Source organism: Dechloromonas sp. CZR5 (assembly GCF_008711155.1).
In the GTDB taxonomy this organism is placed as follows: Bacteria; Pseudomonadota; Gammaproteobacteria; order Burkholderiales; family Rhodocyclaceae; genus Azonexus.
Window position 1 is genome coordinate 87,197 of record NZ_VUYQ01000001.1, and the last position, 15,337, is coordinate 102,533.

The following is a 15,337-nucleotide window of genomic DNA, read 5'->3' on the forward strand; positions in this document are numbered from 1 at the left end:
GTTCATCCAATATGTCCGATCTGCTGAATAACCTGAACCAACCGCAATTGCAGGCGGTTACCCTGCCGTCCGTCCATGCGCTGATCCTGGCCGGAGCCGGCAGCGGCAAGACGCGCGTGCTGACGACGCGCATCGCCTGGCTGATTTCCACCAGCCAGGTCGGGCCGCACGGCGTGCTGGCCGTGACCTTTACCAACAAGGCGGCCAAGGAGATGACGGCGCGCCTGTCGTCGCTGGTGCCGATCAACGTGCGCGGCATGTGGATCGGCACTTTCCACGGCCTGTGCAATCGCCTGCTGCGTGCCCATTATCGGGAGGCCGGGCTGCCGCAGACCTTCCAGATTCTCGACTCGGCCGACCAGCTGGCCATGGTCAAGCGCCTGCTCAAGAACCTGAATATCGACGACGAGAAGTATCCGCCGCGCGAGCTGTGCCACTTCATCAATGCGCACAAGGAGCAGGGCGTTCGCGCCGGGCAGGCCCAGGTTTACGACAACTACACGCAAAAGCGCGTCGAGATTTACGCCGAGTACGAGGCGCAATGCAATCGCGAGGGGGTGGTCGACTTCGCCGAGCTGCTCCTGCGCTGCTACGAATTGCTGCAGCGCAACGAACCTTTGCGCGCGCATTACCAGCAGCGCTTCCGGCATATCCTCGTCGACGAGTTCCAGGATACCAACGTACTGCAGTACGCCTGGCTGAAATTGCTGGCCGGGGGCGGGGCAAGCGTCTTCGCGGTCGGCGACGATGACCAGTCGATCTACCGTTTTCGCGGTGCCGAGGTCGGCAATATGCGGGATTTCGAACGGGAATATGCCGGTCCGAATATCATCCGCCTGGAGCAGAACTACCGCTCGCAGGGCAATATCCTGGCGGCCGCCAACGCCATCATCAAGAACAACCGCGAGCGTCTCGGCAAGAATTTGTGGACCGACGCCGGCGAGGGCGAGCCGATCCGTGCTTTCGAGGCCTATTCTGATCTCGACGAGGCGCGCTTCGTGGTCGAGGAGGTGCGCGAACTGGTGCGCGATGGCGTATCGCCGACGCAGATTGCGCTGCTCTACCGCTCGAACGCCCAGTCGCGCGTCCTTGAAAACGAGCTGTTCACCAAGAATGTGCCGTACAAGGTTTACGGCGGCCTGCGCTTCTTCGAGCGACAGGAAATCAAGCACGCGCTGGCTTACCTGCGCCTGCTGGGCAATCCGGACGACGACACGGCTTTCCTGCGCGTCGTCAATTTCCCGACTCGCGGCATCGGCGCCCGTTCGCTGGAAAACCTCCAGGCCACGGCGCACCAGATGAATTCCAGCCTGTACAACGCCGCCGCCTCGCTGACCGGCAAGGCAGGCCAGACGGTGGGTGCCTTCATCCGGCTGATCGAAGCGCTGCGCACCGAAACCGAGGGCCTGCCCTTGCCCGAGATGGTCGAGCACGTCATCGAGAAATCAGGCCTCGCGCAGCACTACCGGACCGAAAAGGAAGGCCAGGATCGCCTGGAAAACCTCGATGAACTGATCAACGCCGCCGCCACCTTCGTCGACGACGAAGGCGCCATCGGCGAAGGCGGCGCACTGGTCTCCTTCCTGACCCTGGCGTCGCTGGAGGCCGGCGAGCATCAGGCCGGCGAGGGCCAGGAAGCGGTTCAGCTGATGTCGGTGCATGCTGCCAAGGGGCTGGAGTTCGACGTGGTGTTCATCACCGGCCTGGAGCAGGGCCTGTTCCCGCACGAGAACTCGGTCAACGAGGGCAAGGACGGGCTGGAGGAGGAGCGCCGGCTGATGTACGTGGCGGTGACGCGGGCGCGCCAGCGGCTCTACGTGTCCTGCGCCCAGACCCGGATGCTGCACGGCCAGACGCGCTATTGCATGCCCTCGTCCTTCCTCGACGAGATCCCGGAAAGCCTGATGCGCAAGCTGAACAAGAAAGCCGAGCCGGCCTCGTCGGTACCGGCCTACGGGTCGTTCGGCGGCGGTTATGCCGAACCCGCCTCGGCGACCGGTCTGCGGGTCGGCCAGACGGTCGAGCATGCCAAATTCGGCGTCGGAGTCATCGTGTCGACCGAGGGGCGCGGTGCCGATGCGCGCGTGCAGGTCAATTTCGGCGGTGCGGCCGGCATGAAGTGGTTGTCGCTCGAATACGCCAAGCTGACACCGGTGTGAGGCGGGCGTGATGCCGCTGCCGGGATGGGGTGAACGATGACTTTTGCCTGGTTCCTGAAAACGCTCTTGAGCACCCTGCTGCTGCCGCCGGGCAATGCCCTGGCCTTGCTGGCCCTGGCCTGCTTCCGCCGCCGCAAGCGCTGGGCGTTCGCGGTGGCCGTGTCGGGCGGCGTCTTGCTCTTGCTGCAGTCCCTGCCGCTGGTGGGAACGGCCTTGATGGGCACGCTGGAAGACCGCGCCGGCGCCTGGTCGCCGGACACCGCCGGGGCGCAGGCGATTGTCGTGCTGGGGAGCGGCCTGATCAGGCCAGTCGCCGAGTTCGGCGGTGAAACGGCCAATGAACGTACGCTGGTTCGCGTCCGGCGCGCTGCGCAACTGGCGGGTGAGACGCAGTTGCCGGTTCTCGTCAGCGGCGGGCGTCCGCTCCCGGCGGTCTCGTCGGAGGCTGCCGCAATGGCCGCCGTCCTCGAGCACGAGTTCGGCGTGTCTGTGCGCTGGCGGGAAGAGGACAGCCTCGATACGCCGGGCAACGCCTCCTTGTCGGCACGGATGCTCGCACCGGCCGGGGTGAAGCGCATCGTGCTGGTGACCCAGGCGTTTCACATGCCGCGCGCCCGCCTGCTGTTCGAGGCACAGGGGTTTGACGTGATTCCGGCTCCGACCCATTTCGTCTCGAAGAATGGCGCCGGTTTCGAGGCACTCAGCCTTTTCCCGTCCGCGTCGGCGCTGCACAATTCCTATTACGCCCTGCACGAGTGGCTGGGCATCCTCTGGGTGCGCATTTCCGGCGGCTGAGAGCGATAGGCGGCGGCGTTGACGGTGGATGGATGGGCGGCGCGGTGATACCCTCGCACTCTCGACTTCAGCGGAGATGACCATGCCTCACGCCATACGTATCCACCAGACTGGCGGCCCGGAAGTGCTGCTATGGGAAGCGGTCGATGTCGCCGCGCCGGCCCCCGGTGAGGCGCGTGTCCGCCACCATGCGGTCGGCCTGAACTACATCGATGTCTATCACCGCAACGGACTCTATCCTGTTCCGCTACCCTCCGGGATCGGTCTCGAGGGGGCAGGGGTCGTCGAGGCGGTGGGTGAGGGTGTGGACGACGTGCGTGTCGGCGACCGGGTCGCCTATGCCGGCGGGCCGATCGGCGCCTATGCCGAGGTGCGCAATATCCCGGCGCACCGCCTGCTGCGGCTGCCCGACGGCATCGGCTTCGAAACCGGGGCGGCGATGATGCTGCAGGGGCTGACGGCAGCCTACCTGCTGCGCCGCACCTTTCGCGTCCAGGCCGGCGATGCCGTGCTCATCCATGCGGCAGCCGGCGGTGTCGGCCTGCTCGCCACCCAGTGGGCCAAGGCGCTCGGCGCGCTGGTCATCGGCACCGTCGGCTCGCCGGCCAAGGCCGAGCTGGCCAGTGCGCACGGTTGCGACCATGTGATCAACTACAGTACCGAAAATTTCACCGCCCGGGTCCGCGAAATCACCGGCGGCGAGGGCGTGGCGGTCGTGTACGACGGCGTCGGCAAGGATACTTTCGCGGGTTCGCTGGACAGCCTGCGTCCGATGGGCATGATGGTTTCCTACGGCAACGCCTCCGGGCCGGTGCCGCCGCTCGATCTGATCCAGCTGTCGCAGAAGGGCTCGTTGTTCGTCACCCGTCCGACGCTGATGAACTACACGGCAAAGCGCGCCGATCTGGTGGCCCTGGGCGATGAGCTGTTCGGCGTGGTCGGGTCGGGTCAGGTCCGGGTGGAGGTGCATCAAACCTATGCCCTGAAAGATGCCGTCCAGGCGCACCGCGATCTCGAGGCACGCAAGACGACCGGTTCGACCCTGCTGCTTCCATGATGGCGAAGATCAAGGCCGGATTGCTGTCGTTGCGCGACCTCTTCGCCACGGCGTGGTGGATCATCCTGATCGTCGGCATCGGCTTTGTCGTCGCCTTCCAGTTCGTCGAGCCGGCGCCGCCCAAGCGCATCGTCATCACGACCGGCGGTCAGGCCGGCGCCTACTACCAGTTTGCCCAACGTTACGCGGCGATACTGGCCAAGAACGGGATTGCGCTGGAGGTCAAGGCCTCGGCCGGCTCGCTGGATAACCTGGAGCGCCTGAAGAAGGACGAGGCACAGATCGGTTTCGTCCAGGGCGGCGTCGTCGAGCCGAAGGCCGACCCGGATGCCGAGGACGATTCCGGCCTGTTGTCGTTGGGCAGCATGTTCTACGAGCCGGTATGGGTTTTCTACCGGAGCGAAAAGGACATCACGCGCCTGACCGATCTGCATGGCAAGCGCATCGCCATCGGCCAGGAAGGCTCGGGCGTCCGCCAGCTGGCCCAGCAGCTGCTGCAAGCCAACGATATTCCAGCTGGCGACCACCTGGTACCGCTGTCCGGCCTCAAGGCCGCCGAGGAGTTGCAGCAGGGGCGCATCGACGCGGCCTTCATCATCGCCGCCGAGCATGCGCCGGTCGTCCAGGTGCTGTTGCGCTCGCCCGGCGTCAAGCTGATGAGCTTTTCCCAGTCCGGCGCCTATCAGCGGCGTTTCCCCTTCCTCACCAAGCTGACTTTCCCGCATGGCGTGGCCGATCTGGTGCGCGATTTCCCGCCGGAAGACATCAAGGTGCTGGCGCCGACCGCCAATCTGGTCGTCCGCGACGACCTGCACCCCGCGTTGCAGACGCTGCTCCTGCAGGCGGCCAGCGAAGTGCACGGCAAGAGCGGCTTTTTCCAGGATGCCGGCGAATTCCCCGCCTACAAGGACCAGATGCTGCCGCTCTCCCCGGATGCGGCGCGCTACTACAAGTCGGGGCCGCCCTTCCTCCAGCGCTACCTGCCGTTCTGGCTGGCGGTTCTGGCCGACCGCCTGATCGTCCTGCTGGTGCCCATCTTCGCCCTGCTCATCCCGTTGCTCAAGGTGGCGCCTGCGATCTACACCTGGCGCGTGCGCTCCAAGGTCTTCCGCTGCTACGGCGAACTGAAGTTCCTTGAGGATAGCCTGAAGAATCACTTCGATCCGGCCAAGCTGGACGACTACCGGAGCCGCCTCGACGCGCTCGACGAAGAGGCTGCCGAGCTGCACGTGCCGCTGGGTTTCACCGACCTTGTCTACACGCTGCGCGAACACGTCAATCTGGTGCGCGGCATCCTGCAAAAAAGGGAATCGCAGGCATGAAAGCCTTTCTCGTCGCCAATCCCAAAGGGGGCTCCGGCAAAAGCACGCTGGCTACCAACCTGGCCGGTTATTTCGCCAACCAGGGCCACGAGGTCATGCTCGGCGACATCGATCGCCAACAGTCGTCGCGCGAATGGCTGGGTATCCGCCCCTTCGAGCTGCCGACCATCGACACCTGGGAGATCGGCCACGACAACATCGCCCGGCCCCCCAAGGGAACCTCGCGCGTCGTGCTGGATACCCCGGCCGGCCTGCACGGCAAGATGCTGGAACGTGTGCTCAAGCTATCGACGCGGGTCATCGTGCCGGTCCAGCCGTCGATGTTCGACATGCTGGCGACACGCCATTTCCTGACCGAATTGCTGTCCGAGAAGGCCGTGCGCAAGGGCAAGGCCGATGTGGCGGTGATTGGCATGCGGGTCGATGCCCGGACCCGCGCCGCCGGCGAACTGGAACGCTTCTTCGCGACCTTCGAATTGCCCGTGCTGGCCTATCTGCGCGATACGCAGGTCTACGTCCAGGCGACGGCAGCCGGCATGACCCTGTTCGATCTGCCCCGTTCGCGTGCCGAGCGTGACCTGGAGCAATGGCAGGCGATCATCGACTGGGCCGAGGCGACCTAGGCGTCTATCTTCTGCGGTATCGATCGGTGTCTACAGCTGATAGGTCAGTTGCTGCACTGTCGTTTCCTCGCCGAGTTTTTCCAGAAACCAGGTGAGCGCCAGTCCTTCCTGCCGATTGCGCCAGGCAACATTGATCGGCAGTTCGTGGCGCGGATCGGCCAGGCTCTTCTCCACCAGGCGGCCGGCGGCAATTTCGGGGGCTGCGATCCAGCGCGGCAGGTGACCGACGCCCAGTCCGGCGATCTGGGCGCTGGCCTTGGCGCGGATGTCCGGGACACGCAAGGTGTCCTGCCCCTCGATCAGGCCGATGGTCCGGGCATCGAGTTCGCGCGACGTATCGGCGATGACCACGGCGCGGTGGCGCAACAACTCGTTGTGTGGAATGGGGCCATCCCAGGCGGCCAGCGGGTGTCCCGGCGCAATCGCGAAAACGAATTCCGTGCGCCGTATCAGCAGTCGGCTCGATATGCCGCTGATCGCCGGGCGATCGCCCGGCGCGCCGATGGCGAGGTCGGCACGCCCCGTCATCAGTGCGTCCCAGGTGCCGGCGAGCACTTCCGAATTGATCCGGATCTGCGTCGGGTGCCCGCCGGCGTAGAACGCCTCGATCAGCGGAAACAGGCGTTCAATGGGGATGGTGGCGTCAAGGGCGATACGCAGCTCCGCCTCCCAGCCATCGGCAATCCGCTGGATGCGGCGTTCCAGGTCGCTTGCGGCCCGCAGCAGGTGCCGCCCCTCGTCAAGCAAGGTGCGTCCGGCCAGATTGAGCGTCGCACGCCGCCCTTGCCGCACGAAGAGCGTGACCCCCAGATCGTCTTCCAGTTTGCCGATGGCGTGCGACAACGCCGAGGGGACACGATGCAGGGCCGAAGCCGCGGCCGTGAAGCTGCCGTGCCGCTCGATGGCGTCCAGAATCTGCAGGAGTTCGAACGAAATCTTCATGTGAATTTTATTGAACGATAGAGCCGAAATAATTCGCCGATGTGAATCGAACTCTAGGCCTATTATGGAAACAAAGCTATACGATCAATTCACAAAGGATTTGCGATGATTCAGATTCGACCCTCCGATGCGCGCGGCTATGCCGACCATGGCTGGCTGCGAGCGAAGCACAGCTTTTCCTTTGCTGATTACTACGACCCGGCGGAAATGGGCTGGGGGGCGCTGCGCGTCATCAACGAGGACCGTGTCGCCCCGGGCTCTGGCTTCGGACGCCATGGCCACCGCGATATGGAGATCGTCACCTACATCCTCTCCGGCGCCCTGGAGCATCAGGACAGTCTGGGCAACGGCGGCATCATCCGGCGCGGCGAAGTCCAGCGCATGAGCGCCGGCAAGGGCATCCTGCACAGCGAATTCAATCCGTCGCCGGATGAGGAAACCCATCTGCTGCAGATCTGGATCGAGCCGGTGGTGCAAGGCACCAAGGCCAGTTACGAGCAGCAGCCCATGGCGATTGATGCGATGCGCGGCCGCTGGCGTCTCGTCGCCTCGCCCGACGGCGCCGACGGCAGCACGACCATCGGCCAGGATGCGCGGTTGTGGGCCAGCATGCTGGTGTCGGGCGAACCGCTGTCCTATGCCATCGCCGCCGGCCGTCTGGCCTATGTTCACGTCGTTTCCGGCGCGCTGAACCTCAACGGTCAGGTTTTGCGGGCCGGCGACGGCGCCAAGATCGCCGACGAAACCGATTTGCGTTTCCAGGCCGACGAGGCAGCAGAAATCCTGCTGTTCGACCTTCCTCCCAACGTTTAACCCCTTCTCTCTCTATATTTCCCGAAAGGAAGTTCCATGAGCAAAACTGTTGTCGTCTATCACTCCGGTTACGGTCACACCCAGCGCGTCGCGCAGTCGGTTGCGGAAGGCGCCGGCGCCGACCTCCTTGCCATCGATGCCGAAGGCAATCTGCCGGAAGGCGGCTGGGACAAGCTGAACGCCGCCGATGCCATCATCTTCGGCACGCCGACCTACATGGGCGGCCCGAGCTGGCAGTTCAAGAAGTTTGCCGACGCCTCGTCCAAGGCCTGGTTTACCCGCGCCTGGCAGGACAAGGTGTTTGGTGGCTTCACCAACAGCGCCAGCCCGGTCGGCGACAAGGGGGCGACGATGATCCAGCTGCAAACCCTCGCATCCCAGCAAGGCGGCATCTGGGTCAGCCTCGGCCAGTTGCCGGCAAACACCAAGGCGGCCACCCATGCCGACGTCAACCATCTGGGCGGCTCCGTCGGCCTGCTGGTCCGGTCGCCGTCTGACGCCGCGGTCGAGGAAATTCCGCAAGGCGATCTCGATTCCGCCAAGGCCTACGGTCAGCGCGTCGCCACCATCGCCGCCCGCCTGCGCGGCTGATGAGCACGGTGTGCCGGGGCTTCAAAAGCCCGGGCGCACTGCTATAGTGCAAGCATTCCCCTTCGTTTCGGAGTGCTTGCATGGCAATGATCACCTCCCTGGTCGACCTTTCGGTACTGCTGGTCGAGCCGTCATCGATGCAGGCGCATCTGGTGCAACGCATGCTTGCCAACCAGGGGGTAAAAAAAGTCACGGTTGTCGAGACGGCCAGCGCAGCGCTGGCTGCCTTGCGTGCCAGTCACGATGGGACGGTCGTCGTCAGCAGCCTGTACCTGCCGGATCTGGCCGGTACCGAACTGGTCGCGGCCATGCGCGCCGAAGCGGCGCTGGAAACCGTGCCCTTCATTCTCGTTTCCAGCGAAACGCGACCGCAGGTGCTCGAACCGGTACGCCAGTCCGGTGCCTGCAGCATCGTCGCCAAACCCTTCACTGAACAGCAGCTGTCGCGCGCACTCTACGCTGCGGCGGACTACCTGAATCCGCCGCAGGACGTCGATGTCGCAGAAATCGAAAGCGTGCGCGTACTGCTCGTCGATGACAGCATGGCCTCGCGCCGCCATCTGCGTCGCCTGTTGACCGAGCTGGGCATCGAGCGCATCACCGAAGCCGCCGACGGCAAGGAGGCGGTCACCCTGCTGGAGCAGTCGATGGTCGATCTGGTCATCACCGACTACAACATGCCGGAAATGGATGGCCGCGAACTGACTGCCTACATCCGTACCCAGAGCTGGCAAGCCGAAGTGCCGATCCTGATGGTGACCAGCGAACAGAACATGGGTCGTCTTGCCGCCGTCGAGCGGGCCGGGGTATCGGCCATCTGCGACAAGCCGTTCGAGGCCGGCAGCATCCGCCGCTTGATCAGCGACGCCTTGACGCGATAAGGCGGGCGAGCGGCCCGCGCAGCACCACCGCCAGGGCCAGCACGACGAGCAGGGGATCGATGAGCGCCTGCCAGAGATTGGCAAACAGGCCGCCGACGTAGGCCAGCAGGTCGATGCTCAGGATCAGGAGCCAGGGCATCTGGCGTTTCCACCACAGCGCGATGCCTACCGGCACCAGGGCGGCCAGCAGGGGCCAGGGCTGGTAGCCGAGCGCGTACAGGTCGCCGGGAACGATTGCGCTGGCTGATACGCCGAGCCCCGCCGCCATGCCGATCACGGCAAGCGCCGATAGGCGGCCAAGCGGCGATGGCTGGCGCCCGGCGAGTTGCAGCACGGCCAGGAACAACAGCGTTGTCGACGGCGGGCCGAAGACTGCCAGCATGATGGGTGCGATGCCGACGAGCAGTGACAAGGTCGTGGCGGCGAGGGCGGCGCGGGCGCGGAAGGTCCCGAACGGCACCAGCGTGGCCAGGGCGCCGAACAGCAGGCCGTGGGCAAGCAGGCCGTAGGCGGCCTCGAGGTTCATTGGGCCGCCTCCGGCGTGCTGGCGTTGGGCAGGCGTTCCAGCTTGTCGACGATGCGGCCGGTTGCCGCGAGGCGCAGCCAGGGAGCGCCTTCGTTCGCTTGCCCCAGCGGCAGCATGAGGCCGCCATCGGCCAGTTCCCTTGGCGCTTGGCCCAGGCGGCTGCCGAGGCCGCCGAAGGCGTTGACGGGCAGGCGTTGTGTGCGGTTCCAGCTGCGGCCGCCGTCGGTCGATAGGCTGTGGATGATCGAGGCCCCGGCCCAGCGGCCAAGCGGGTAGGCCTCGTACCACAGGTGGAGCCAGCCGCCTTCGGACCACAGGATGGGGCGGCCGAGCCCCTGGGCGTGCATGAAGGTGGCGCCGGCCGTGCTTTCCCGGCTGGCGATCTTGCCGATGTCGCGCCACTTCTTGCCATCGCCGGTTGCCATCCAGATGGCGGCGTTTTCGGCGTCGCCGCGCTCCAGCCAGGCAACCGCCAGCGTACCGTTGGGCAGGCGCGTCAGGCTAGGCGGTTCCGGCGAGAGCCGGGCGGCGGGCGGTAGTTCGCTGACGGCGACGGTGGGCTCGGCGGTCGCGGACAGAGCGGGCTTCGGGGCATCCGGGATGCGCCAGCCGGCAGCGGCGAGGGCGATGCCGAATGTGGCCAGATGCAGCCAGGAACGGCGCGGCATGGGCGCGTCAGGCATGCCGGAACGCTCCGTGGCGGCGAGAAAAAGGCCGCATGACGCGGCCTTGGTGGCGATGTTTCAAGCCGGTTTAGCGAACGATTTGGTTCAGTTCGCCCTTGGCGTAGCGCTCGGCCATCTTGTCGAGGCCGATTGCCTTGATCTTGCTGGCGTTGCCGGCGGTGCCGAAGGCTTCGAAGCGGGCAACGCAAATCTTCTTGGCTGCTTCGCGGGCCGGCTTCAGGAAATCACGCGGGTCGAACTTGTCCGGATGCTCGGCCAGGTAGCGACGGATGGCCCCGGTCATGGCCAGGCGGATGTCGGTGTCGATATTGACCTTGCGCACGCCGTGCTTGATGCCCTTGACGATTTCCTCGACCGGCACGCCGTAGGTTTCCTTCATGTCGCCGCCGAATTCGCGGATCTCGGCGAGCAGTTCCTGCGGCACGGAGGACGAACCGTGCATCACGAGATGGGTGTTCGGGATGCGGGCGTGGATTTCGGCGATGCGGTCGATGGCGAGGATGTCGCCGGTCGGCTTCTTGGTGAACTTGTAGGCGCCGTGGCTGGTGCCGATGGCGATGGCCAGCGCGTCACAGTTGGTCTGCTTGACGAAGTCGGCGGCCTGCTCGACGTCGGTCAGCAGGTCTTCGCGGGTCATGTGGCCTTCGGCGCCGTGGCCGTCTTCCTTGTCGGCCTTCATGGTTTCCAGCGAGCCGAGCACACCCAGTTCGCCTTCGACGGAAACGCCGATGGCGTGGGCGAATTCAACGACCTTGCGGGTGACTTCGACGTTGTATTCGTAGCTGGCGACGCTCTTGCCGTCGGCCATCAGCGAGCCGTCCATCATCACCGACGAGAAGCCCGAGCGGATGGCGCCCATGCACACCGACGGCGACTGGCCGTGATCCTGGTGCATGACGATGGGGATGTGCGGATAGGCTTCGAGCGCGGCCAGGATCTGGTGGCGTAGGAAGGGCTCGCCGGCGTATTTGCGGGCACCGGCCGAGGCCTGCATGATCACCGGGGCGTCGACCTGGTTGGCCGCCTCCATGATGGCCCAGACCTGTTCCATGTTGTTGACGTTGAAAGCGGGCAGACCGTAGCCGTTTTCGGCGGCGTGGTCGAGCAATTGGCGCATGGAAACGAGCGGCATGGAAACTCCTGTGCAGTAATGTCTATCTGTGAATTATCTATTTTAGTTGATTTGGTGCTCGCCGACGCGGACGATCTTCAGCGTGTTGGTACCGCCCGCCGTGCCGATCGGTTCGCCGATGGTGAGCACGATCAGGTCGCCCTTTTCCACGACGCCACGGTCGATCAGCAGTTGTTCCGCCTCGGCCAGCAGGCGGTCGCGGTCGCTGTGCTGCTGGGTCATCTGCAAGGCACAGACCTCGCGGTAGAGGGCCATACGGGCGACGGCGTCGGCATCCGGGGTGAGCGCGTAGATCGGTACGCCGCAGTTGATGCGGCTCATCCACAGGGCGGTCGAGCCGGACTGGGTCAGCGCCGCGATGGCCTTGACCTTGAGGTGGTGCGCGGTCCAGATCGCCGCCATGGCGATGGACTGGTCGATACGGGTGAATACGCGGTCGAGGAATTCGCGGTCGAGGGTGACTTCCGCCGAGCGTTCGGCCTCGATGCAGATGCGGGCCATCGATTCGACGGTGTCGACCGGGTATTTGCCGCTCGCCGTCTCGGCCGACAGCATCACCGCGTCGGTGCCGTCGAGCACGGCGTTGGCGACGTCGGAGACTTCGGCACGGGTCGGCACCGGCGAGGAGATCATTGACTCCATCATCTGCGTGGCGGTGATGGTCAGCTTGTTGCGGTCGCGCGCCATGCGGATCATCTTTTTCTGCAGGGCCGGGACGCTGGCGTCACCGACTTCGACAGCCAGGTCGCCGCGGGCGACCATGATGCCGTCGGAGGCATCGAGGATTTCGGAGAGGTTGGTGATGGCCTCGACTCGCTCGATCTTGGCGATCAGGACGGCCTGGCTGCCGGCAGCGCGCAGCAGCTGGCGGGCCATGTACATGTCAGCGGCGCTTTTCGGGAAGGAGACGGCGACGAAATCGACGCCAATCTGGGCCGCCGTCTTGATGTCTTCCATGTCCTTCGCGGTCAGTGCCGGGGCAGTCAGGCCGCCGCCCTGGCGGTTGATGCCCTTGTTGTTGGACAGCTCGCCACCGACCAGCACTTGGGTATGAATCTCGTTGCCGCGGACGAGCAGTACCTCGAGCTTGAGGCGCCCATCGTCGAGCAGCAGGATGTCGCCACTGACGACGTCCTTGGGCAAATCCTTGTAGTCGAGGCCGACGCGCTCCTGGTTGCCGAGCGGGCAGGCGGCATCGAGGATGAAGGAGTCGCCGATGCCCAGCGTGATCCTGTTGTTCTCGAATTTGCCGACGCGGATTTTCGGGCCTTGCAGGTCGCCGAGGATGCCGACGGTGCGCCCCAGCTTGGCGGCGGCGGCACGAATGCCATCGGCGCGGGCCTTGTGGTCCTCGGCCGTACCGTGCGAGAAGTTCATGCGCACGACGTCGATGCCGGCTCGCACCAGGCGTTCGAGGGTTTCCTGGGATGAAGATGCGGGGCCTAGCGTGGCGACGATCTTGGTATGGCGCGACATCGGTTGTCTCCCTGTCGGATGGGCTTTTAGGTCGGTCGGGTGGCCGGCCCCGGCGTGCGGGGCCGGCACAAGGGGCGAAGATTACGCGGCGCGCTCTTCAAGAACGGCGATGGCCGGCAGGGTCTTGCCTTCGAGGAATTCCAGGAAGGCGCCGCCGCCGGTGGAGATGTAGCCGACGTCGTCGTGGATGTGGAACTTGGCGATGGCGGCCAGCGTGTCACCGCCGCCGGCGATGGAGAAGGCCTCGGAGTGGGCGATGGCCGAGGCCATCATCTTGGTGCCGCCGGCGAATTGCGGCAGTTCGAAGACGCCGACCGGGCCGTTCCAGACGATGGTGCCGGCGTTGGCGATGACTTCGGCGAGCTTGGCGGCGGTTTTCGGGCCGACGTCGAGGATGCGGTCGTTGGCGTGCACATCGTCAACCGAGATCTTGTTGGCGCGGGCCAGGGCGGACACTTCGTCGGCGACGACGACGTCGGTCGGCAGCGGCACTTCGGCGCCGCGTTCCTTCATGATGTCCATGATGGCATGGGCCTCCTTGACCAGGTCCGGCTCGGCCAGCGACTGCCCGATGCGCTTGCCGTCGGCGAGCAGGAAGGTGTTGGCGATGCCGCCGCCGACGATCAGCTGGTCGACCTTGTCGGCCAGCGACTTGAGGATGGTCAGCTTGGACGAGACCTTGGAGCCGCCGACGATGGCGACCAGCGGGCGCTTCGGATTGTGCAGGGCCTTGGACAGGGCGTCGATCTCGGCGCCCATCAGGATGCCGGCACAGGCGACGGGGGCGTACTTGGCGATGCCGTGGGTGGTGGCTTCGGCGCGGTGAGCGGTACCGAAGGCATCATTGACGTAGATGTCGCACAGCTTGGCCATCTTCTGGGCCAGTTCCTCGTTGTTTTTCTTCTCGCCCTTGTTGACGCGGCAGTTTTCGAGCAGGACGACTTCGCCCGGCTTGACCTCGAAGCCGCCATCGACCCAGTCGGTGATCAGGCGTACCGAGGTGTGCAGCATCTGGCCGAGGCGCACGGCAACCGGCATCAGGCTGTCTTCGTGATTCAGCTGGCCTTCGGTCGGGCGGCCGAGGTGGGAGGTGACCATGACGGCCGCCCCCTTCTCCAGGCAGTACTTGATCGACGGCAGCGAGGCACGGATGCGGGTGTCCTCGGTGATGTTGCCGGCTTCGTCCTGCGGCACGTTGAGGTCGGCGCGGATGAAGACGCGCTTGCCGGAAACATCGAGGTCGGTCAGCTTGATGACGTTCATGGGTTATCTCCTGAGTTTTGGTTAGGTTGGATTCTGTGGCCCGTGCGTTTGCCAGAGTTGCGACCAATGGTCGGCCACTTCGAGCATGCGGTTGGCGAACCCCCATTCGTTGTCGAACCAGACGAAGAGGTTGACCAGATGCGTGCCGGCGGTGCGCGTCTGGCTGCCGTCGACAATGGCCGAATGGGGATCGTGGTTGAAATCGATCGAGGCGTGCGCCGCCTCGGAATAGGCGACCAGCCGCTTGAGCGGGCCGCGCGCGGCGTTGCCGAGCAAGGCGTTGATGCTGTGGGCCGATACCGGACGCTGCGTGCTGATGGTCAGATCGATGGCCGAGACATTGGTGGTCGGCACGCGGATCGCCTTGGCCTGCACCCGGCCGGCCAGTTGCGGCAGCAGGCGCTCGACGCCGCGGGCCAGCCCGGTCGACACCGGGATGATCGACTGCATCGCGGAACGGGTGCGGCGCAAGTCGTCGTGGTGGTAGCCGTCGATCAGCGGCTGGTCGTTCATCACCGAATGCAGGGTGCTGAGCAGGGCCTGCTCGATGCCGACTTCGCGGTCGAGCAGATCGAGGATGGGGACGATGGCGTTGGTCGTACACGAGGCGGCCGAGACCAGTTTTTCGTTGCCGTGCAGGCTGTCCTGATTGATGCCGGCGATGATGGTCGCATCGACATCGTCGGCGCTGGCACCCGGGTGCGAGAGCAGCAGGCGGGGGCAGCCCGCCTCGAGAAAGCCGGCCAGTTCGCTGCGTCGGCCGTATACACCGGAACATTCGACGAGCAGGTCGATGTCTCCCCAGCGCACCGCGTCGGGCGTGCGGGCGTGCGTGACGCGGATGGCGTGATTGTCGATCAGCAGTTTGCCGTCCACCGCTTCGACCAGGCCGGGAAAACGGCCATGCGTCGAGTCGTAGCGGGTCAGGTAGGCCATGCTGTCGAGGTTGGCCGGTTCGTTGATGGCGACAACCTGCAGGTTGTGCGCGACCGGGGACTCCAGCAGCGCGCGCAGGAAGCAGCGGCCGATGCGGCCGTATCCGTTTATGGCAAGTCGTTTGGGCTTCAGCAA

15 protein-coding genes are annotated in these 15,337 nt (G+C 65.3%); 8 read left to right on the top strand and 7 right to left on the bottom strand.

All coding sequences use genetic code 11. From position 1 onward, the window contains the following. Positions 1–11: 11 nt before the first annotated feature. The 5 genes from F1002_RS00435 to F1002_RS00455 all read left to right on the top strand — a co-directional run bounded on the left by F1002_RS00435 (position 12) and on the right by F1002_RS00455 (position 5,956). Complete coding sequence (locus F1002_RS00435; RefSeq protein ID WP_150427068.1) at positions 12–2,159, top strand: UvrD-helicase domain-containing protein; 2,148 nt, start codon at positions 12–14, stop codon at positions 2,157–2,159. Positions 2,160–2,195: 36 nt separating this feature from the next. Beyond that, a complete protein-coding gene (locus F1002_RS00440) occupies positions 2,196–2,954 on the top strand; it encodes a YdcF family protein (protein WP_150427069.1) in 759 nt (252 codons plus the stop codon). A gap of 82 nt (positions 2,955–3,036) precedes the next feature. Then, the gene (locus tag F1002_RS00445) at positions 3,037–4,011 is read left to right on the top strand and encodes a quinone oxidoreductase (protein ID WP_150427070.1); all 975 of its coding nucleotides are present in this window, start codon (positions 3,037–3,039) and stop codon (positions 4,009–4,011) included. After that, entirely contained in the window at positions 4,008–5,333 is a 1,326-nt protein-coding gene (locus F1002_RS00450) for a TAXI family TRAP transporter solute-binding subunit (RefSeq protein ID WP_150427071.1), read from the top strand. Before F1002_RS00445 ends, F1002_RS00450 begins: the two co-directional genes overlap by 4 nt. After that, a complete protein-coding gene (locus F1002_RS00455) occupies positions 5,330–5,956 on the top strand; it encodes a ParA family protein (protein WP_150427072.1) in 627 nt (208 codons plus the stop codon). The genes F1002_RS00450 and F1002_RS00455 overlap by 4 nt, the downstream gene beginning before the upstream one ends. 30 nt (positions 5,957–5,986) lie before the next feature. On the opposite strand, the gene F1002_RS00460 is transcribed toward F1002_RS00455, so the two are convergent. Further along, positions 5,987–6,898 carry a LysR family transcriptional regulator gene (locus tag F1002_RS00460; protein ID WP_150427073.1) on the bottom strand — a complete coding sequence of 304 codons (912 nt, stop codon included), beginning with the start codon at positions 6,896–6,898 and terminating at the stop codon, positions 5,987–5,989. Positions 6,899–7,003: 105 nt separating this feature from the next. On the opposite strand from F1002_RS00460, the gene F1002_RS00465 reads away from it, so the two are divergent. From F1002_RS00465 to F1002_RS00475, 3 genes are all read left to right on the top strand, one after another. After that, a complete protein-coding gene (locus tag F1002_RS00465; RefSeq protein ID WP_150427074.1) occupies positions 7,004–7,711 on the top strand; it encodes a pirin family protein in 708 nt (235 codons plus the stop codon). Between the two features lie 36 nt (positions 7,712–7,747). Next, on the top strand, positions 7,748–8,302 hold the full coding sequence (locus F1002_RS00470; protein WP_150427075.1) for a flavodoxin family protein: 555 nt from the start codon (positions 7,748–7,750) through the stop codon (positions 8,300–8,302). A gap of 80 nt (positions 8,303–8,382) precedes the next feature. After that, on the top strand, positions 8,383–9,183 hold the full coding sequence (locus tag F1002_RS00475) for a response regulator (RefSeq protein WP_191090262.1): 801 nt from the start codon (positions 8,383–8,385) through the stop codon (positions 9,181–9,183). Here F1002_RS00475 and F1002_RS00480 read toward each other — a convergent pair. The 6 genes from F1002_RS00480 to F1002_RS00505 form a co-directional block, all read right to left on the bottom strand. After that, positions 9,161–9,709: a hypothetical protein gene (locus tag F1002_RS00480; RefSeq protein WP_150427076.1), complete on the bottom strand. Its 549-nt coding sequence runs from the start codon at positions 9,707–9,709 to the stop codon at positions 9,161–9,163. The genes F1002_RS00475 and F1002_RS00480 overlap by 23 nt on opposite strands. Beyond that, entirely contained in the window at positions 9,706–10,392 is a 687-nt protein-coding gene (locus F1002_RS00485; protein ID WP_150427077.1) for an exo-alpha-sialidase, read from the bottom strand. Before F1002_RS00485 ends, F1002_RS00480 begins: the two co-directional genes overlap by 4 nt. A gap of 70 nt (positions 10,393–10,462) precedes the next feature. Then, a complete protein-coding gene (gene fba / locus F1002_RS00490; protein ID WP_150427078.1) occupies positions 10,463–11,527 on the bottom strand; it encodes a class II fructose-bisphosphate aldolase in 1,065 nt (354 codons plus the stop codon). Positions 11,528–11,569: 42 nt separating this feature from the next. Then, positions 11,570–13,003: a pyruvate kinase gene (gene pyk / locus F1002_RS00495; RefSeq protein ID WP_150427079.1), complete on the bottom strand. Its 1,434-nt coding sequence runs from the start codon at positions 13,001–13,003 to the stop codon at positions 11,570–11,572. Between the two features lie 81 nt (positions 13,004–13,084). Further along, positions 13,085–14,266: a phosphoglycerate kinase gene (locus F1002_RS00500; protein WP_150427080.1), complete on the bottom strand. Its 1,182-nt coding sequence runs from the start codon at positions 14,264–14,266 to the stop codon at positions 13,085–13,087. A 21-nt stretch (positions 14,267–14,287) separates the two neighbouring features. Then, positions 14,288–15,337, bottom strand: a complete 1,050-nt coding sequence (locus F1002_RS00505) for a type I glyceraldehyde-3-phosphate dehydrogenase (protein WP_223879400.1) — start codon at positions 15,335–15,337, stop codon at positions 14,288–14,290.